This window comes from Mesorhizobium sp. AD1-1 (genome assembly GCF_020164655.1).
Classification (GTDB): domain Bacteria; phylum Pseudomonadota; class Alphaproteobacteria; order Rhizobiales; family Rhizobiaceae; genus Mesorhizobium; species Mesorhizobium ciceri.
This window is the reverse complement of record NZ_JAIUGP010000016.1, coordinates 104,182-120,756: the sequence shown is the minus strand read 5'-3', so window position 1 is coordinate 120,756 and position 16,575 is coordinate 104,182. Positions and strand designations below refer to the sequence as shown.

Genomic DNA, 16,575 nt, shown 5'->3' with positions numbered 1-16,575 from the left:
AACGAATCCGGGTTAACGGGCTTCGGAGCCTTTGCCGGCGCGTTGGCCGACGAAGCGTCAAACGAAAAACCCGCCTGTGCGGCGGGTCACTGGCGCAAATCAGCACCATGGATGAAAATGTACCTTAGCTGAGGGCAGGGAGTCAAGAAAAAATTCCTATCATTAAAAAACTTTCGGCACAAAAGCTGCCAACACGCCGAACTGACTGCCGCCGCCAGGCCTTTGTTCAGCTGAGTTCGGCAGGCCGTGTCGTAAGCAGTCGTCCGGATTAGGCAGCAGATGAGTTGTCCGATTTGTCTGCCGGCTGGTTGAGACGGGCGGCACCCCGACGCGCGTGCTCTTCCCCAGGCGCGGCAAATGCGCCAGACTTGGGCGACGGGTTGCGATGTCCAGTCGCCGGGAGGGGTCGTCCATGAATTTCGTGTTCTTCTCGCCGCATTTTCCCGCCAATGGCGCGGATTTCTGCGACCGTTTGAAGAAGGCCGGGGCCAGGGTGCTCGGTATCGGCGACGCGCCCTATGACGCGCTCGATGCCAAGCTGAAGGCGGCGCTCAGCGAGTACTACCGTGTCGCCGACATGGAGGACTATGATCCGGCGTTCCGGGCAATGGGGCATTTCATCCACAAGTGGGGCCGCATCGACCGCTTTGAATCGCTCAACGAACACTGGCTGGAGCTGGAAGCCAACATCCGCACCGATTTCAACATCTACGGCACCAAGCTCGATTTCGTGAAGAACCTGAAGCGCAAGAGCCGCATGCGTGCCTTCTTCCGCAAGAGCGGCGTCGACACCATCGCGCAGCGCAAATGTTCCGACCGCGCCGGGGCCATGACCTTCATCCGGCGCGTTGGCTATCCGGTGGTGGTCAAGCCCGACAGCGGTTCCGGCGCATCGAATACCTTCAAGATCTCCAACGCCAAGGAGCTCGACCAGTTCTTCCGGGACAAGCCCGAGGACGTGACCTTCGTCATGGAGCAGTTCATCGAGGGGCTGGTGGTGACCTATGACGGGCTGGTCAACCGCGACGGCGAGGTGGTGCTGGCGGCCAGCCACCGCTACGACCAGAGCGTCATGGAGGTGGTCAACAAGGACCGGCACATGAGCTATACCTGCTTTCCCAGGATCAACCCGGCGGTCGAGGAGGCCGGTCGAAAGATCCTGAAAGCATTCGACGTGCGTGAACGCTTCTTCCACATCGAGCTGTTCGAGACCAAGGACGACCGTGTCATCGCGCTGGAGGTCAACATGCGCCCGCCCGGCGCCTGGATGACCGATGCGATCAACTATACGTTCGACATCGATGTCTATGCGGCGTGGGCCGACATGGTGGTCAGGGATGCCGCCGGCGGCCCTTACGAGGGCAAATATTTCACCGCCTATGCCAGCCGCAAGCGACGACTCCACTATTTGCACAGCCATGAGGACGTGCTAGCCGCGCACCGCGACAAGATCGTCCATCATCAGGCCATCGAAGAGGTTTTCAGCCGCGCCATGGGAAATTACGCCTACCAGATGCGCTCGAAAGACGAAGCAGCGCTGCGCGAAGCGGTCGCGTATATCCACGCGGAAAAGGCGTGAGGCGATGGACATTTCCTATCACAAGAATTTCTCGAGCCAGCTCGGCCGCGACATGGAATACAAGCGCTACGGCCATGCCGGCCGGCCGGTGGTGGTGTTTCCGACCTCGCAGGGCCGGTTCTACCAGTTCGAGGATTCCGGCGGGGTGGGCGCACTGGCCGAATTCATCGACACCGGCCGCATCCAGCTGTTCACGGTCGACGGCGTCGATTCGGAATCCTTCTTCGACAAGCATGCCGACGCGGCCCATCGCATTGCCCGCCACGAGGCCTATTTCCGCTATGTGCGCGAGGAAGCGCTGCCGGACTTCCTGACCACGGCCGAGCAGGCCAATGGCGGGCGCAAGCTGAAGCCGCTGTTCTCGGGCTGTTCGATGGGCGGCTATCACTCCTCGAACTTCGTCTTCCGCTTTCCCGAACTCGCCAGCGGCGTCATCGCGCTGTCGGGCGTCTATTCGGCCCGCGATTTTTTCGGCAGGGCGCTCGAGGGCGACATCTTCTACAACTCGCCGCTCGACTATCTGCCCGGCATCGTCGATCCCAAACTGCTGGCCCGGCTGAAGACGCTCAGGCTGATCTTCTGCTGCGGGCAGGGCGCGTGGGAAGAGCGGATGCTGGTCGAGACGCGCAGGTTGGAACAGATCCTGCGCGACAAATCCATTCCCGCCTGGGTCGATTACTGGGGCGGCGATGTCAGCCACGACTGGCCGTGGTGGCACAAGCAACTGGTCTATTTCTTCGGCCGTTGGCTGGATGAGGACCTGATGCACAGGCTGGATTGATAGCGAGGCCCGTCCGCTGACGGCTACCCTTCCTGGCATGCCGGCAGGGCGGTTTCGCGCTCCGAAGCCGATACGCGACGCAGGCCAAGGAAGACGACAAGGGCGGTGACGACGGTGATCGCCGCCAACACGATCAGCAGCCTGTCGAACGCCGTCTCGTAGGCCTGGACCAGAACAATGGCTCCGGCTTGGGGCAGATGTTGTGCTGCTTCGCCGAGATTGCCGGTCACCAGCAACTGGGCTGCCGCCGCTGCGTCCGTCGAAGATGCCATTCCTTGTGCGGCGAGCTGCGCGGCGGCAAAGCCGGAAAGCGTCGCCATGACGATCGCCAGCGCCACACCCTCGCAGGCGACGCGGGTGGTGTTGAAGATGCCGACCGCCATGCCGGCGCGCTCCCTTGGCACGACGCTGACCGCAAGCCCGTCCATCAATCCCCAGGGTAGAGCGATGCCGACGCCGATCAGCATCAGCGGCGCCATCAGCGCACTATCGACCGGTGGTGTCAGGCTCAGCCAGACAAGCCCGGCGGCAGCGACGAGCAGGCCGACGCCGCAGATGGTGGCAGGTGCGATCCAGCGCGCCAGCTGGCCGGCGAGCATCGGCAGGATCAGCAGCGGACCTGAGAGGCAGATCATCAATTGCCCGGCCTTGATCTCGTTCATCCCTTCGATGCCGATGAAACGGATCGGCAACAGGACGAGCAGGACGACGAAGGCGTAAGCGGGTGCCGCAGCCAGGAACTGGACGCCGACGAAGCGGGGGTAGGCAAACAGCGTGAGATCGAGCATCGGCCGTTGTGCTTGCCGCTCGACAATAACGAAGGCGACAAAACAGATGATAGAAGCGGCCAGAAGCGTGACGACGAGGGGATCAGCCCAGCCGCTCTGCGGCGCCTGGAGCACGCCATAGGTCAGCGACGCCAGCGCGATCGTGAAGGTGCCGGCCCCCGCCCAGTCGAGGCCCGTCGCATCCGGGTCGCGCGATTCCCTGATGGTGCGCAGGCCGAGCATGGCGGCGGCAATCGCGAGTGCCGCAACCAGAAGAAAGATCGACCGCCAGCCGAATGCGGAGATGAGCAGGCCCGACGCGATCGGGCCGAAGGCGAGGCCGATGCCGAAACTGGTGCCGAGGAAGCTGAAGGCGCGCAGCCGCAATGGCCCTTCGAATTCCTGGGCGAGTGCCGAGGCGCCGCCAGCGAAGGCGGCCGCACTGCCGATCCCCTGCACGGCCCGGAAGATGTCGAACCAGATGATGTCCGGCGCCAGCATCGCGCCCAGTGATGCCAGGATATAGAGGGAGAGGCCGACGAGGAAGAGGCGCTTGCGGCCGTGGTTGTCGGCCAGGGCGCCCGACGCCATCAGGGTGGCGCCGAAGGTCAGCATGAAGGCGTTGGTCACCCAGTTGAGCTCGATGGGACTGCCGCCGAGATCGGCCGCGATGCGCGACAGAGCGACGGCCGGACCGGTGAAGGTCAATGGCATCGTCATCGCGGCAAGGCACACGGACAAGAGCACGAGCCATCTCTCGGCAGAGCCGGTTGTGGTCCTGGAAGTCATGGATTTTCCTATCTGAAACAGCACTCGCCGGTGGGCCGCGATTGCGGAGCCGGTCGTGATGACAAGATAGGTCGTCGGCATTTCAGGAAGAATAGTGTTATATCTCCTGGTATATCGGACTGAAACGCTCGAATGGAATGACACGATGGATCGTCTCAACGGGCTCTTGGCCTTTGCCCGCACCGCCGAATTCGGCAGTTTCGTCGCTGCCGGACGGGCGCTTGGCATCTCGGCTTCCGCTGTCGGCAAAAGTGTCGCCCGGCTCGAGCAGGAACTCGGCGTGCGGCTCCTGCAGCGCAGCACGCGGCGCATTGGCCTGACGGAAGAGGGCAAGCTGTTCAACGAGCGGGTGCGCCGCATCCTCGACGACATCGACGATGCCGAGGCGATGCTGTCGCGGACACGGGAAACACCGCGTGGGCGGCTGCGCATATCCACCCCGATCGTCACCTATCATCTGTTGCTGCCGGTGTTGTCGGAGTTCATGGCCCGCTATCCCGAGATCGAACTCGACATCGATTTCAACGACCGGATCGTCGACGTCATCGACGAGGGCATCGATGTCGCGATCCGCAGCGGCGAGCTGCCTGATTCGCGCCTCGTGTCGAGACCCGTTGCGCCCTTCCGCATGCTGCTGTGCGCGGCGCCCTCCTACCTCGAGCGCCATGGCACACCCGGCGAGCCGGCGGATCTCATCAGGCATTTCGGCATAAACTTCCGCTTCCTCAACAGCGGCAGGCTGCTGGAGTGGCCGTTCATAACCGGAAGCGCTGAACCGCAGATCCGCTCGATGCTGACCTGCAACAACATGGAAGCATTGAAGGGCGCCACGATCGCCGGCCTCGGCATCGCCTGCATGCCGGATTTCCTGGTGCGTGAGGCGCTGCACGAAGACAGGCTGCGTACCGTTCTCGACGGTCATGTCGACGGCCGTGGCCAGTTCCGGATGCTGTGGCCTTCCAACCGCCATTTGTCGCCGAAGGTGCGCGTGTTCGTCGATTTCCTTCCCGATCGCCTTGCGGCGCGCTAGGCGTTCATCGCATAATATGACTGTGATAGTCATGTTTGTGTGGAAGCGCTTGAGCGGCTGTGGCATGCCGCTGACCGCGGTGGCGCTGCGGCGCTTGCCCCGAACTGTTGCAAAGGACTTGAATGATGGACCAATTGAGCGCGCAAACCCGGATCAGCGACGCGGCGATCAGGTCGGTGATGGACCGGCTGCGCGCCGAGCACAGCGAATTCGAGATCGACACCGGCGTCGCCGACCAATGGGAGCTTCGCCTCTATTATGGTTCGTTGAGCGCCACGCTCGATGATGAAAGCGTACTGATCCGCGTCGCGGCGTCCGACGAAACCTGCCTGTCCTACATGAAGATGACGGTTGCCGGCCATGTCGCCGAACATCTCGGCACGACCAGGGGCATCCATTGGCAAGGCGACGGCATTGACGCCGGCATGCCGGTCTTCTTCCGCGAGATCACGGTGATGTCGTCGACGCGGATCTCGGCGCATATGCAGCGTCTGCGCTTCGCCGGTAAGGATCTCGGCCGGTTTAGCCATGGCGGCCTGCACATACGGCTGCTGCTGCCGCCGGCTGGCCGCCAGCCGCTCTGGCCGTCGATGGGTGCCGATGGCTTGATTGTCTGGCCTTCGGGCGACGATGCGCTTGCCGTGCGGGTCTACACGATCCGGGCGCTGGATGCCGCAAGCGGCTGGCTCGATGTCGATTTCGTGCTGCACCCCGGCCAGGAGACGCCCGCCGCCAGCTTCGCGCAAAATGCACGGGCGGGAGATGTCATCGGCATGATCGGACCCGGTGGCGGCGACGCTCCGGTGGCGCAGACCTTGCTTCTGCTCGGCGACGACACAGCACTTCCCGCCATAGGCAGGATTCTGGAAGATCTGCCGCCGTCAACACGCGCTGAGGCGCTGATCGAGATCGATGGGCCGGACGACCGGATGGCGCTGGCGCAAGGGGATAATATCGACATCACCTGGCTTTACCGGCACGGCCGCGAGGCCGGCACCGCGGGCCTGTTGTCGACCGCCTTGCGTGAGCGCAATCAGATGGCGCTTGCCGACGGCCTATACGTCTGGGCCAGTTGCGAATTCGGTGATTTCCGGGAGATCCGCAAGATCGTGCGTAAACAGTGGGGCCTGCCGCGCGACCGCCACCTGGTTACGGCCTACTGGCGCCGGGACGCGCACAGCATGGGCGAGGGCGGCGAGGACTAGTCGCTGCCTATTGCCTGACGCTTCTCGCCACCAGCCGCGCCATGCTCGGGCCGATCAGCAGCACGATCAGGAAGCGTGCTGATTGCAGGGCCATGACGAAAGAGATGTCGACGTTCTGCGCTGCTGCAGCGATGATGGCGATGCTGTCCATGCCGCCGGGGCTGGTCGCCAGATAGGCGGTCAGCGGATCGATGCCCAGGAGATGGCTGATCATGAAGGCAAGGCCGCCGCAAAAGGCGATCAAGGCCACGATCGAGGCGATGATCTGCGGCAAGGCGCGCGCCGCATGGCGCAGGATCGCCCTTGTGAAGTTCAGGCCGATCGACCAGCCGACCATGGCGTAGCTGACGGCCAGCAGCCATTGCGGCAATTGCATTTCCACGCCCAAGCCGAGATGGACGACGGTGCCGAAGATGAAGGTGCCGAGGAAGAAGGGCGAGGGCAGTCGGCACAACTTTCCCGCCAGGCCGCCTACGACCGCGATGCCGATGGTGGCGGCGAAGGCTTGGGCATCGATCGGCGGAAACCAGACGATGGCGGGGATTTCGACCTCAGACGTGTCGACCCACATTTTGGCAACGAGTGCCGCCGTCATCGAGACGAAGATGACGCGCAGATATTGCATGAAAGCGACGAGCCGCTGATCGGCGCCGAAGGCACCCGCCATCAGCACCATGGCGGTGGCCGCACCCGGCGACGAGCCCCAGACGGCGGTGGTGCCGGGGAGGATGCGCCAGCGGCTGATCAGCCAGCCGAGCAGGCTGGAGGCTGTGACGGTGGCCACCACGACGCCAAGAAACAGCGGCCATTCCTTGTAGAAGACCGGAAAGATGTCGGCCGAGATCGACGCCGCGACGAGGCAGCCGACGATCGCCTGGGCGGCGCCGAACAGAAGACGCGGCACGCGCACCGTGGCGCCATTGGTGCCGGCGACGATGGCGGCCAGCATCGGCCCGATCAGCAGCGCCGCCGGCAGGGCGGCGAGTTCCAGCGCGCCGGCAAACAGCAAGGAAACAACCAGCAGGGCAAGCCACTGCCAGAGCTTGCGCATCCGCGCCATGCGCTCGAGTGTGGGCAGGTCCGGGGAGGGCTGCTCGGCCGAGGAATCCATGTTTCGCTCTTAGACCCGCAGGGCGAAAAATGCGAACCGCGATTCACAGAAAAATGATTGTTTCACCCGCCCAGGTGTCGAGTAACAGGTCTCACAAGCCGGCGTTGAACCGTTGCTCGATCTCATTGCGACCCGTGCGGTCGAAATCGTCGGGGACGGAAAACTGGCCGGCCATAAAACCGACCCGTCGCGCCTGCAGCGCCGGCTGTTCGATCGGCACGATTCTGGCCAACGGCTTGCCGGCTTTGGCAATAACAAACGACTCGCCTTGGGCTGCACGTCTCACAAGGCGCGACAGATGAGCTTTCGCATCGCGAATGTTTACTGTCTGCGTCAAAGATTGCTCCTCAAAATTGGCATCGAACTCACCCCGTCTTGCTGTCAGCCAGCCCGAAGCCGCCGACGGGGTGGGTCTCGACTTGGAATTCAAAGCCGGCGATGAACGGCCGCGCCTTGGCGATCGCCGCCTGGACTTCGGGAAGCTGCAGCGAGGCCTTGTGGCTTTCGGCGTCGGTCCACACTTCGGTGACCCAGATCGCGTCGGCATCGGCGGGGTCGCGGGCAATGATATAGCTCAGGCAGCCCGGCAGGGCGCCGGTGCTGGCGCGCAGGAGATCCATGACCGCGGCGCGCTGGCCGCGCGACGCCCGCATCTTGCCGATCAGTCCGTACATTCCGTTGTCTCCCTTTGAGGTTTTCGACAAGAGCGTGCAGATCGCCAGTATGCCGATAGCCGTTCAAGGCATCAACTGGCCGCCATTCACCTCGATCACCTGGCCGGTGATGTAGCCGCTGAGAAGGTCGGAAGAGAGGAACAGATAGGCGCCGACGCAATCCTGCGCCGTGCCGGCGCGTCCCTGCGGAATGGTGGCGACCATGCCCTTGATCTGCTCGTCGGTCGAATAGCGCTCGTGGAACGGGGTGAGAATGGTGCCGGGCGCCACCGCGTTGACGCGGATGCCGAAGCCGATCAGCTCCTTTGCCATGCCGCGCGTCACATTGGAGACGAAGGCCTTGGCAGAGCCGTAAAGCCCGGCGCCGCCGCCGGCACCATTGCGGGCGGCGATCGAGGAGGTGTTGACGATGAAGCCGCCCTGTTTCTTCAGCCACGGGATCGCCTTGCGCGAAGCAGTCAGCACCGAACGGGCGTTGAGGTCCATCACCGCATCGTAATGCGCCTCGGTCTGCTCGGCATAGGGGATGCGGCCGAGCATGCCGCCGGCATTGTTGACCAGCCCGTCGAGGCGGCCGAAATATTGCGCACTGTCCTCGACGACGCGCTCGACATCGGCGGCAACGGAGAAATCGCCCTGGACGAGAAACACCTCGCCGCCCTTGTCGGCAATCGTCAGGCCGAGCTTCTCGGCGGCGTCGCGGCTCGAGTTATAATGCAGCGCCACCTTGCATTTCTGCGCTGCATAGGCCAGCGCGAGCGCCGCCCCGATGCCGGTCGATGCACCGGTAACCAGCACTGCCTTGCCGGCAAGATCGGGTATGCTGAGTGTGGTGGCTGGCACGGTTCTTCCTCCGGGATGTCTGCCTGCCCTTCGTAGGCCCTTGCCACCCCGGTGTTCAAGCCTTGGAGCAATTCAAGGAAAAGTGTGAGCGCTTTCCCCGGGGGATTTGCGTCAAACAAACCGCTCTACGGACGCAGATAGGCGTAACCCTGGCCTTGCAGTTCGGCGAGTTTGACGACGCCGCCCTTGTCGGCGGCATGAAATCCGGCGAGCAGGTCGGGGAGTGTGATGTCCATGCCGTGCATGGTGTTGGCGCAGGCGTGGGGTTCCAATCCCTGCTGCACCAGGCCGGCGAAGCGCCCGGAAATCGCGGCCGATATGCCTTTCGACTTGAAGGCCGCGAGCGCGGGACCATGCACGACCAGCACGATGTCGACCTTGCCGCCGGTGCCTTCATAATGGTTCTTGATGTTGCCGAGCACGAAATTGACCTTGTCGGTGTCGCTCAAGTGGTAGGCGACTTTTTGCCTTGTGGGCTCGGTGGCGGCTGCCTGTGCTGCCCGCAGACCGAGAAGCGTTCCGGTTCCGGCAAGAACCGTGCGGAACATATCGCGCCGGCGCATGGCATCCTCCTCCGCTTGGCGGCTGACCGCGAATTGCGTGACTCCAGCCGCAATACTAGCATAAATTGCCGTTGCGTCCTTTCGATGCGGAGGAGAGGTCACATGGCGTTGAAGGAATGGGCGTTTGGGTTGGGGGAATGGAAGACGGTTGCCGGCGCCGGGTTTGGCGCCGTGCTGCTCGGCGCGCTTGCCGGATCGGCCTCCGCCGACGATGCGCTGAAGCTTACCGAACTCAGTCCGAACGGCGCTGATGCCTGTTTCGGCCGCGTCTATGATGCGGGGCATCTCAAGGCGCACCCGAAGCAGAAGGTGGGGCGGATCTTCTTCTACTACGGCCATGATCCGGTCAGCCGGCCGAACGAGGAACCGACCGCGAATTCCGACACGTCCTACAATGCCTTCATCGCCACCACCGTGCGCGGCGCCAAGTCGCCTGAATGGGCCGGCGGCTGGTGCAATCATGCTTCCGAGGACGACGGCAAGACGGGCCCGGTCCATTGCGGCATGGAATGCGACCGGACGCTTGCGTCGCTGAAGGTCGATGACAAGGGTCGGCTGTTCCTCTCGGATCTGCAGCCCGACATCTATCTCGATGCCGGATCAGAAGAGGAGCTTGGCGCAGCGGAATATGACAGGCGGGCGCTCGGCTCGGAGGATGACAATTTCCGCCTCGACCCGATGCCGGCAGCGACCTGCCAGGCGGAGTTCGCGCGCATCGACCCAGTCGCCGCTGCGCTCGGAGCTCCGCTACGCGAGCGGCTGAAGCCGGACCAGGCGTTCTGCTACGGGCGCGACTACGATGCAGCGCATCTCGGCTCGCACCCCGATCAACTCACCCAGTCGATCCGGGTTTTCCGCGGCAAGGTAGAACTGGCGTCCTTCGCCTCGGGCGGTGACACCGCCAATTGGCCAGACGGCGCCGACATTGCCGTTACCGTCACCACACTGCAGAAATCGGCCAAGGTGACGCAGACCTATTCCTGCCAGGGCGAAGCCGACCAGTGGCGCTGCGCGGCCAGCACGAAGATGAGCGATTTCTCCTGCGACATCGCGCAGAAGGAGATTTTCCTCAAGCGTGGCGCCAACGGCACGATGATGCTGGCCAACCCAAACAGCGCGCTTGCAATCGTCGACCTGTGTTCGAAGGCGGACGCCGGAAAGACGAAATCCGACGACAAGGTCTATCGGCTGAAGCCAATGCCGCAATCGGCCTGCTCGCCCTGAGCTCGGACTTGTCTACGTCGCCATGAAGGGATATATCTTTGCTATATCTCATTTGAGGATAGCGTGATGGACAAGGCGAAAGTGTTCTGGTCGGGCCGGTCACAAGCTGTGCGTCTGCCCAAGGAGTTCCGTTTCGAAACAGATGAGGTTTCGATCCGCCGTCACGGGCAAACCGTCATTCTGGAACCGCTTGCGCAGGACTGGGCGTGGCTAGACCAAGTGATCGGACCGCTTGATAACGATTTCGCCGAGGCGGCGCTCGAACGTCAAGACGGGCAGGATCGACCTGCCTTGGATGACGTTTTCAAGTGATCTACCTGCTCGACACCAATGCCGTCATCGCGGTCATCAAGGGCGACGCGGGTCTGTTGGCGCTGCTAAAACGGCACAGGCCGCAGGACTTTGCCCTCTCTGCGATCGTCGCGCACGAACTGCACTATGGTGCTGAAAAGAGCCAGCGAAGGGCTGAAAATTTGGCGCGCATCGAAGCTCTGCAGTTCCCGGTGCTCGAATTCGACCGAGAAGACGCAAGACATGCTGGGGAGATTCGGGCAACAACGCTTGCGACGTTAGGAACTCCGATCGGTCCCTACGATGCGTTGATCGGTGGGCAAGCGCGCGCTCGGAACCTTACGCTGATGACCCGTAATGTCCGGGAATTCGAGCGGATCAAAGATCTCTCAATCGAGACCTGGTGAACCGCCTCATGCGAACGGCACGGCCGTCGTGCCCTTGGGCAGCTTGGCCTCGTCGTCGGGCTCGACATGGATGGTGACGCGCACCGAGGGGATTTCGGCCTTCAGCGCGTCCTCGATGCGGTCGCAGATGACATGGCTGGCGCCGACCGACATGTCTGCGTCGACGACCAGATGAAACTCGATGAAGGTGGCGCGGCCGGCGATGCGCGTCTTGAGGTCGTGCACCTCGAGCGCGCCCTTGCAATTGGCCGAGATGACGTCACGGATGCGCATGTGTTCCTGGGTGTCGACGGCGCGGTCCATCAGGCCGTTCATCGACGAGCCTATGACATGCCAGCCCTGCCACAGGATGTTCAAAGCCACGAGGACGGCAAGTGCGGGGTCAAGGATCTGCCAACCGGTCAGGATCGCCCCGACCAGGCCGCCGAAGACCCCGATCGAGGTCACCACGTCGGTCATGATGTGGTTGCCGTCGGCGACCAGTGCCGGTGATTTCTCCGCCCTGCCGGCGCGGATCAGCGTCCAGGCCCATAAGGCGTTGATAATCGTGGCAACGCCGTTGACCGCAAGACCTTCCCAAGGCTGTTCCAAGGGTGACGGAGTCTGCCAGGAGCGCCAGACCTCGTTGAGGATCAATAGCGCGGCAAGCACGATCAACACGCCTTCCAGCACTGCCGAGAAATACTCGGCCTTGTGATGGCCGAAGGGATGATCCTGGTCGGCCGGCTTGTGGCTGATCTGGATCGCCCAGAAGGCGGCGACCGAGGCGATGACGTTGACGATCGATTCCAGTGCGTCCGAATAGAGTGCGACTGAGCCGGTGACGTACCAGGCGGCAGCTTTCAGCGCGAGCACGACAAAGGCGACGATAATCGACCAGAAGGCGAGGTTCGCGACCTTGCGCTTCGCGGCCGCCTTGGCCGCGATCGCCATCGTGTTCTCGGCTTCGGCCATGATCGTCAGGCGGCCTTTTCCTTGGCCTTGCGCGGCAGGTGGGCGACGATGTTCTCGATGATGCGCATGCCGGCATTGTGGCCGAGCGTCATGATCGATTCCGGGTGGAATTGCACTGCGGCGATCGGCTCCTTGCGGTGCTCGAAGGCCATGATGACGCCGTCCTCGGTCTCGGCCGTGACGATGAAATCGTCGGGCAGCCGCACCGGATCGGCAAAGATCGAGTGGTAGCGGCCGACGGTGACTTCCTTGGGCAGGCCCGAGAAGATGATGCCGGGCTTGGAGACGCGGATGCGCGACGGCTTGCCGTGCATCGGTATGTGCAGCTGCCGCAGTTCGCCGCCATAGGCCTCGGCCAATGCCTGCAGGCCAAGGCAGACGCCGAAGATCGGCAGTTCGCGGGCGCGCGCCTTCTTGATGGTTGCGGCGCAATCGAAGTCCTTCGGCGTGCCGGGGCCGGGCGACAGCACGACGAGGTCGGGTTTCAGCCGGTCGAAGACTTCCTCAGGCACTGGCGAGCGAACGGTCGAGACGTTGGCGCCGGTCTGGCGAAAATAATTGGCCAGCGTGTGGACGAAACTGTCCTCGTGGTCGACCAGCAGGATGTTGACGCCGTCGCCGACGCGCGCGGTGGTGCGCTCGGTGCTGGCGGAATTGCCTGTCTTGGCGTCGCGGATGGCGGAGAGCATGGCGGATGCCTTCAGTTCGGTTTCGGCTTCTTCTTCCTCGGGAATGCTGTCGAACAGCAATGTGGCGCCGGCGCGCACTTCGGCAATGCCGTCCCTGATACGGATGGTGCGGAGCGTCAGGCCGGTGTTCATGTCGCCGTTGAAATTGACCATGCCGATCGCGCCGCCATACCAGGCGCGCGGGCTCTTCTCGTTCTGCTCGATAAAGCGCATGGCCCATAGCTTCGGCGCGCCGGTGACGGTGACCGCCCAGGCATGCGACAGGAAGGCATCGAAGGCATCCATGCCTTCGCGCAGCCTGCCTTCGATGTGGTCGACCGTATGGATCAGGCGCGAATACATCTCGATCTGGCGCCGGCCGATAACGCGCACCGAACCCGGCTCGCAGACCCGCGACTTGTCGTTGCGGTCGACGTCCGAGCACATGGTCAGCTCGGATTCGTCTTTCTTCGAGTTGAGCAGTTTCAGGATCTGCTCTGAGTCGGAAATTGCGTCGTCGCCGCGCTTGATGGTGCCCGAGATCGGGCAGGTCTCGACGCGGCGGCCGTTGACGCGCACGAACATTTCGGGCGAGGCGCCGATCAGATATTCACCTTCGCCCAGATTGATGAAGAAGGAATAGGGCGACGGATTGATGGCCTTCAGCTTGCGCGAAATCTCGGACGGCTGCGTCTCGCAGCGCTCGTAGAACATCTGGCCCGGCACGACCTCGAACAGGTCGCCGCGCTTGAACGAATCCATCGCCTTGCGCACCAGGTCGGCGTATTCGCCGGGTTCATGGTCGCCGCGCGGCGGGATGCGGTCGGGGCTCTTGAACGGCTCGGAGATTTCGTCGCGCGGCAGCCCTTCGGTCGAAAAACCCTCGCCGGCATAGTCGTAGCGGTCGGTCCATGCCTTGGCCGAATAATGGTCGACGACCAGGATCTCGTCAGGCAGGAACAGCACCAGGTCGCGCTGGCTTGGCTTGCGTTCGAGCTTGTAGTCGACCGGGTCGAACTGGAAGGCGAGATCGTAGCCGAAAGCGCCGTAGAGACCTAGATTGGCGTCTTCCTCGGTCTTGAACAGAGCGGTGATGGCGCGCAGCACGGTGAACACCGAAGGAACACGGCTGCGCTCTTCTTCCGTGAAGACACGGCCGGGCTTGGCGACGTCGAGACGGATGAGCCTTTTCGATGTCTCGGCGATGGTGATATCGGCCAGGCTATCCAGCGCCTTGCCGATGACCGGCAACAACACCTCGCCACGGCCGTTGAGCGCCTCGATACGCATGGCGCGGCCGCGCGCGGAGATAACCAGAGGCGGGTCGATGATGGCGGTGTCCCAGCGCGTGTAGCGGCCGGGATATTCATAGTTGGAGGAAAACACCGCGCCGCGGCGCGAATTCAGGCCGTCGACGTAAGCGTCGATCGCGCCCGCATACGGCCGGTCGTGGCGCGCGCGGGTGATGGTGATGCCACCCGCGGTCACGAAACTTTCCGCGCCGTTTTCCAGAACCTTCATCGTCATTGCCGTCTCCATCAGCTTCTTGGGGCAACGGACCCGGGAATGGCTTGGAAAAAACAAATGGCCGCCCGGACTTTCCGTTGCGGCCACCCTCTCTATTCACGCGCACGTGTTCGAACAGGCCGCTGTCAGCAGGCCCACCACCAAATGGTCTTGATCGAACGCATATTCATGGCGAAATCCATAGCTGCGAAAAGAAGGATGCGCAACAGGTTTGAAAGTCTGTTCGTTGGCCGCCGCTTCTCAGGCTCATGGCACATCGCCAGAGCCGACAGTGCTGCTTAGAGTGCTCATCCAACAGCAGGAAGACGGGAAAATAACCATGACCGAGCAGATCGAGCGCGCGCGGACGTTTCATTCCCTCCACGTCAAGGGCAACCCGGTCGTCCTCTACAATGCCTGGGATCCGGGTTCGGCCAAGATCATCGAGAAAGCGGGTGCCAAGGCGATCGCCACCGGAAGCTGGCCGGTCGCGGCCGCGTTCGGCTACGCCGATGGCGAGAAAATCCCGCTGGAACTGGCGCTCGACAACATCAAGCGCATCGTCGGGTCGGTCGACCTGCCGGTGACCATGGACCTCGAGGGCGGCTACGGCGTTGACCCGGAAATCGTCGCTCGCACGGTGACGTTGGCGCTGCGGGCCGGCGCTATCGGTTTCAATTTCGAGGATCAGATTGTCGGTGGCAGCGGCCTGCATGACATTTCCGTGCAGGCAAAGCGCATCGAAGCCGCGGCGGCGGCCGTCAAGGCTTCCGGCATACCGGCATTCATCAACGCTCGAACCGACATCTTCCTCAAGGCGAAACCGGATGCGCATGATGACGTTCTGCTCGACCAGGCCATCGAGCGCGCACAGGCCTTCGAAAAAGCCGGCGCGCACGGCTTCTTTGCGCCGGGCCTTGGCGACGAAGGCCTGATCGAGACGCTCTGCAAGGCAATTGCGTTGCCGGTCAACATCATTGCGCTGGCGCATGTGCCGCCGCGCCAGCGGCTGGCGGAACTGGGTGTCGCCCGCATCAGTCACGGCCCGGTGCCTTACCGGCAGATGGCGGAATGGCTGGAGGCGAAAGCGCGACTGGCTATTTCGGGCTAAGTCAGTCCTCCAGCGTTCCCGACCGGGCATCAGTGCTCTTCCTGTCGCCGACCAGCTTCAGAAGATCTTCGCCGGCGCGGATGATGCGGCGCGAGCGGCGGGTCAGGATGATGCCGTCCTGCGGTGCGAACACTTCGGTGCGGCCATCGGCTTCACCCGGTGCATGGACGATGGTGGCGAGGCGCGCGCCCTTGGCGACGCGGTCGCCGGGCTTCACGTCATAGAGCACGGCACCGGCCCGTGGCGCCGGCATCATGTCGATGTTTTCCAATGGCGCCACGAAGCCGGTGAAAGGACCCGGCGCGGGCAGGGCGCTGTCGGCGATCACGCCGCGCGCCACCAGCAGCTGGTAGAGGCCGTCGGCGTCGGCGGCGGCCAAGGCACCATCGACATCGAGGATGCCGCGATATTCGACGGTGGTGGCGACGCGACGGTCGAGCTTGGCCACATCGGCGGGGACGTTCTGATAGGGCATGATCGAGGCGCCCTCGAAGGTGCCGTCAGTGTCTTCGCTCCACAGCACGACCGCGTCGACGCCCATGGCCGCGGCGCAATCGGCCATACCAGGCCACAGGCTTGTGTGGACGTAGAGATAGGCGAGGCCCTCGTCATCGCAGTGCAGGTCGAGCACGATGTCGTGGCCGAGCGACAGCTGCACCAGCCGCGTCTTCAGCCGCTGGTCGACGCTGCCAAGGGTGGTGTCGGGCAAGAGCGCTGTGTCGGGCGCCGCAAGCAGCGGAAAGCCGCGGTTGAAATTGGTGCGCGTGCCGAGATGAAAGCGGCCCTGATGCTCGCCGAAATGATATTGCGCCCGGCCGATCGGATTGGCCCAGGGCACGATGGTGAGATTGCCCTTGATGCGGCCTTCGGCTTCAGCCTTGTTGAGCATCGGCATCAGCGCGTCGATGGCGACGACACCCGGCAACTCGCCGGCATGGAGTGCCGCCTGCAGATAGGCCGAAGGAGCAGCCTTGTCGGAACCAGTGAAGCGGAACAGCGGGAATTCGTAGGAAACCCCTTCGCTTTCGCCGGCGATGCGTTCGATCGATTTCTGCATGACTTCCTCCATCAG

Annotated in this window: 17 protein-coding genes; 8 read left to right on the top strand and 9 right to left on the bottom strand. The window is 63.2% G+C overall.

The features are described from left to right. The first annotated feature begins 412 nt into the window (after nt 1–412). Nucleotides 413–1,579, top strand: a complete 1,167-nt coding sequence (locus LB519_RS25730) for an ATP-grasp domain-containing protein (protein ID WP_224621503.1) — start codon at nt 413–415, stop codon at nt 1,577–1,579. A gap of 4 nt (nt 1,580–1,583) precedes the next feature. Continuing rightward, entirely contained in the window at nt 1,584–2,360 is a 777-nt protein-coding gene (locus tag LB519_RS25725) for an esterase family protein (protein WP_024504515.1), read from the top strand. Between the two features lie 23 nt (nt 2,361–2,383). Here the strand turns inward: LB519_RS25725 and LB519_RS25720 are convergent, their stop codons facing one another. Further along, entirely contained in the window at nt 2,384–3,916 is a 1,533-nt protein-coding gene (locus tag LB519_RS25720) for an MFS transporter (protein ID WP_224621502.1), read from the bottom strand. A gap of 145 nt (nt 3,917–4,061) precedes the next feature. Here LB519_RS25720 and LB519_RS25715 point away from each other — a divergent pair, with 145 nt between their 5' ends. Next, complete coding sequence (locus LB519_RS25715; RefSeq protein ID WP_064994481.1) at nt 4,062–4,946, top strand: LysR family transcriptional regulator; 885 nt, start codon at nt 4,062–4,064, stop codon at nt 4,944–4,946. Nucleotides 4,947–5,071: 125 nt separating this feature from the next. After that, entirely contained in the window at nt 5,072–6,151 is a 1,080-nt protein-coding gene (locus tag LB519_RS25710) for a siderophore-interacting protein (RefSeq protein WP_224621501.1), read from the top strand. A gap of 7 nt (nt 6,152–6,158) precedes the next feature. Here the strand turns inward: LB519_RS25710 and LB519_RS25705 are convergent, their stop codons facing one another. The 5 genes from LB519_RS25705 to LB519_RS25685 all read right to left on the bottom strand — a co-directional run bounded on the left by LB519_RS25705 (nt 6,159) and on the right by LB519_RS25685 (nt 9,342). Continuing rightward, nucleotides 6,159–7,262: an AbrB family transcriptional regulator gene (locus LB519_RS25705; RefSeq protein WP_224621500.1), complete on the bottom strand. Its 1,104-nt coding sequence runs from the start codon at nt 7,260–7,262 to the stop codon at nt 6,159–6,161. Nucleotides 7,263–7,353: 91 nt separating this feature from the next. Then, on the bottom strand, nt 7,354–7,599 hold the full coding sequence (locus tag LB519_RS25700) for a type II toxin-antitoxin system Phd/YefM family antitoxin (RefSeq protein WP_127368478.1): 246 nt from the start codon (nt 7,597–7,599) through the stop codon (nt 7,354–7,356). Between the two features lie 28 nt (nt 7,600–7,627). Then, complete coding sequence (locus LB519_RS25695) at nt 7,628–7,936, bottom strand: putative quinol monooxygenase (RefSeq protein WP_224621499.1); 309 nt, start codon at nt 7,934–7,936, stop codon at nt 7,628–7,630. A 63-nt stretch (nt 7,937–7,999) separates the two neighbouring features. Beyond that, entirely contained in the window at nt 8,000–8,779 is a 780-nt protein-coding gene (locus LB519_RS25690; RefSeq protein WP_013529934.1) for an SDR family NAD(P)-dependent oxidoreductase, read from the bottom strand. A gap of 125 nt (nt 8,780–8,904) precedes the next feature. After that, complete coding sequence (locus LB519_RS25685; protein ID WP_013529935.1) at nt 8,905–9,342, bottom strand: DsrE family protein; 438 nt, start codon at nt 9,340–9,342, stop codon at nt 8,905–8,907. A gap of 102 nt (nt 9,343–9,444) precedes the next feature. Here LB519_RS25685 and LB519_RS25680 point away from each other — a divergent pair, with 102 nt between their 5' ends. From LB519_RS25680 to LB519_RS25670, 3 genes are all read left to right on the top strand, one after another. Further along, nucleotides 9,445–10,566 (top strand): hypothetical protein, encoded by a 1,122-nt coding sequence (locus LB519_RS25680; protein WP_224621498.1) that lies wholly within the window; start codon nt 9,445–9,447, stop codon nt 10,564–10,566. Between the two features lie 66 nt (nt 10,567–10,632). Continuing rightward, on the top strand, nt 10,633–10,878 hold the full coding sequence (locus tag LB519_RS25675) for an antitoxin (protein ID WP_023760667.1): 246 nt from the start codon (nt 10,633–10,635) through the stop codon (nt 10,876–10,878). Beyond that, nucleotides 10,875–11,264 carry a type II toxin-antitoxin system VapC family toxin gene (locus tag LB519_RS25670; protein WP_224621497.1) on the top strand — a complete coding sequence of 130 codons (390 nt, stop codon included), beginning with the start codon at nt 10,875–10,877 and terminating at the stop codon, nt 11,262–11,264. Before LB519_RS25675 ends, LB519_RS25670 begins: the two co-directional genes overlap by 4 nt. A gap of 6 nt (nt 11,265–11,270) precedes the next feature. On the opposite strand, the gene LB519_RS25665 is transcribed toward LB519_RS25670, so the two are convergent. Next, nucleotides 11,271–12,218 carry a cation diffusion facilitator family transporter gene (locus LB519_RS25665; protein WP_318011956.1) on the bottom strand — a complete coding sequence of 316 codons (948 nt, stop codon included), beginning with the start codon at nt 12,216–12,218 and terminating at the stop codon, nt 11,271–11,273. A 5-nt stretch (nt 12,219–12,223) separates the two neighbouring features. Continuing rightward, the gene (locus LB519_RS25660) at nt 12,224–14,413 is read right to left on the bottom strand and encodes an anthranilate synthase (protein ID WP_224621496.1); all 2,190 of its coding nucleotides are present in this window, start codon (nt 14,411–14,413) and stop codon (nt 12,224–12,226) included. 319 nt (nt 14,414–14,732) lie between these two features. On the opposite strand from LB519_RS25660, the gene LB519_RS25655 reads away from it, so the two are divergent. Next, a complete protein-coding gene (locus tag LB519_RS25655; protein ID WP_024504525.1) occupies nt 14,733–15,503 on the top strand; it encodes an isocitrate lyase/phosphoenolpyruvate mutase family protein in 771 nt (256 codons plus the stop codon). A 1-nt stretch (nt 15,504) separates the two neighbouring features. Here LB519_RS25655 and LB519_RS25650 read toward each other — a convergent pair whose 3' ends face one another. Next, the gene (locus tag LB519_RS25650) at nt 15,505–16,560 is read right to left on the bottom strand and encodes a succinylglutamate desuccinylase/aspartoacylase family protein (protein ID WP_224621495.1); all 1,056 of its coding nucleotides are present in this window, start codon (nt 16,558–16,560) and stop codon (nt 15,505–15,507) included. Between the last annotated feature and the right edge of the window lie 15 nt (nt 16,561–16,575).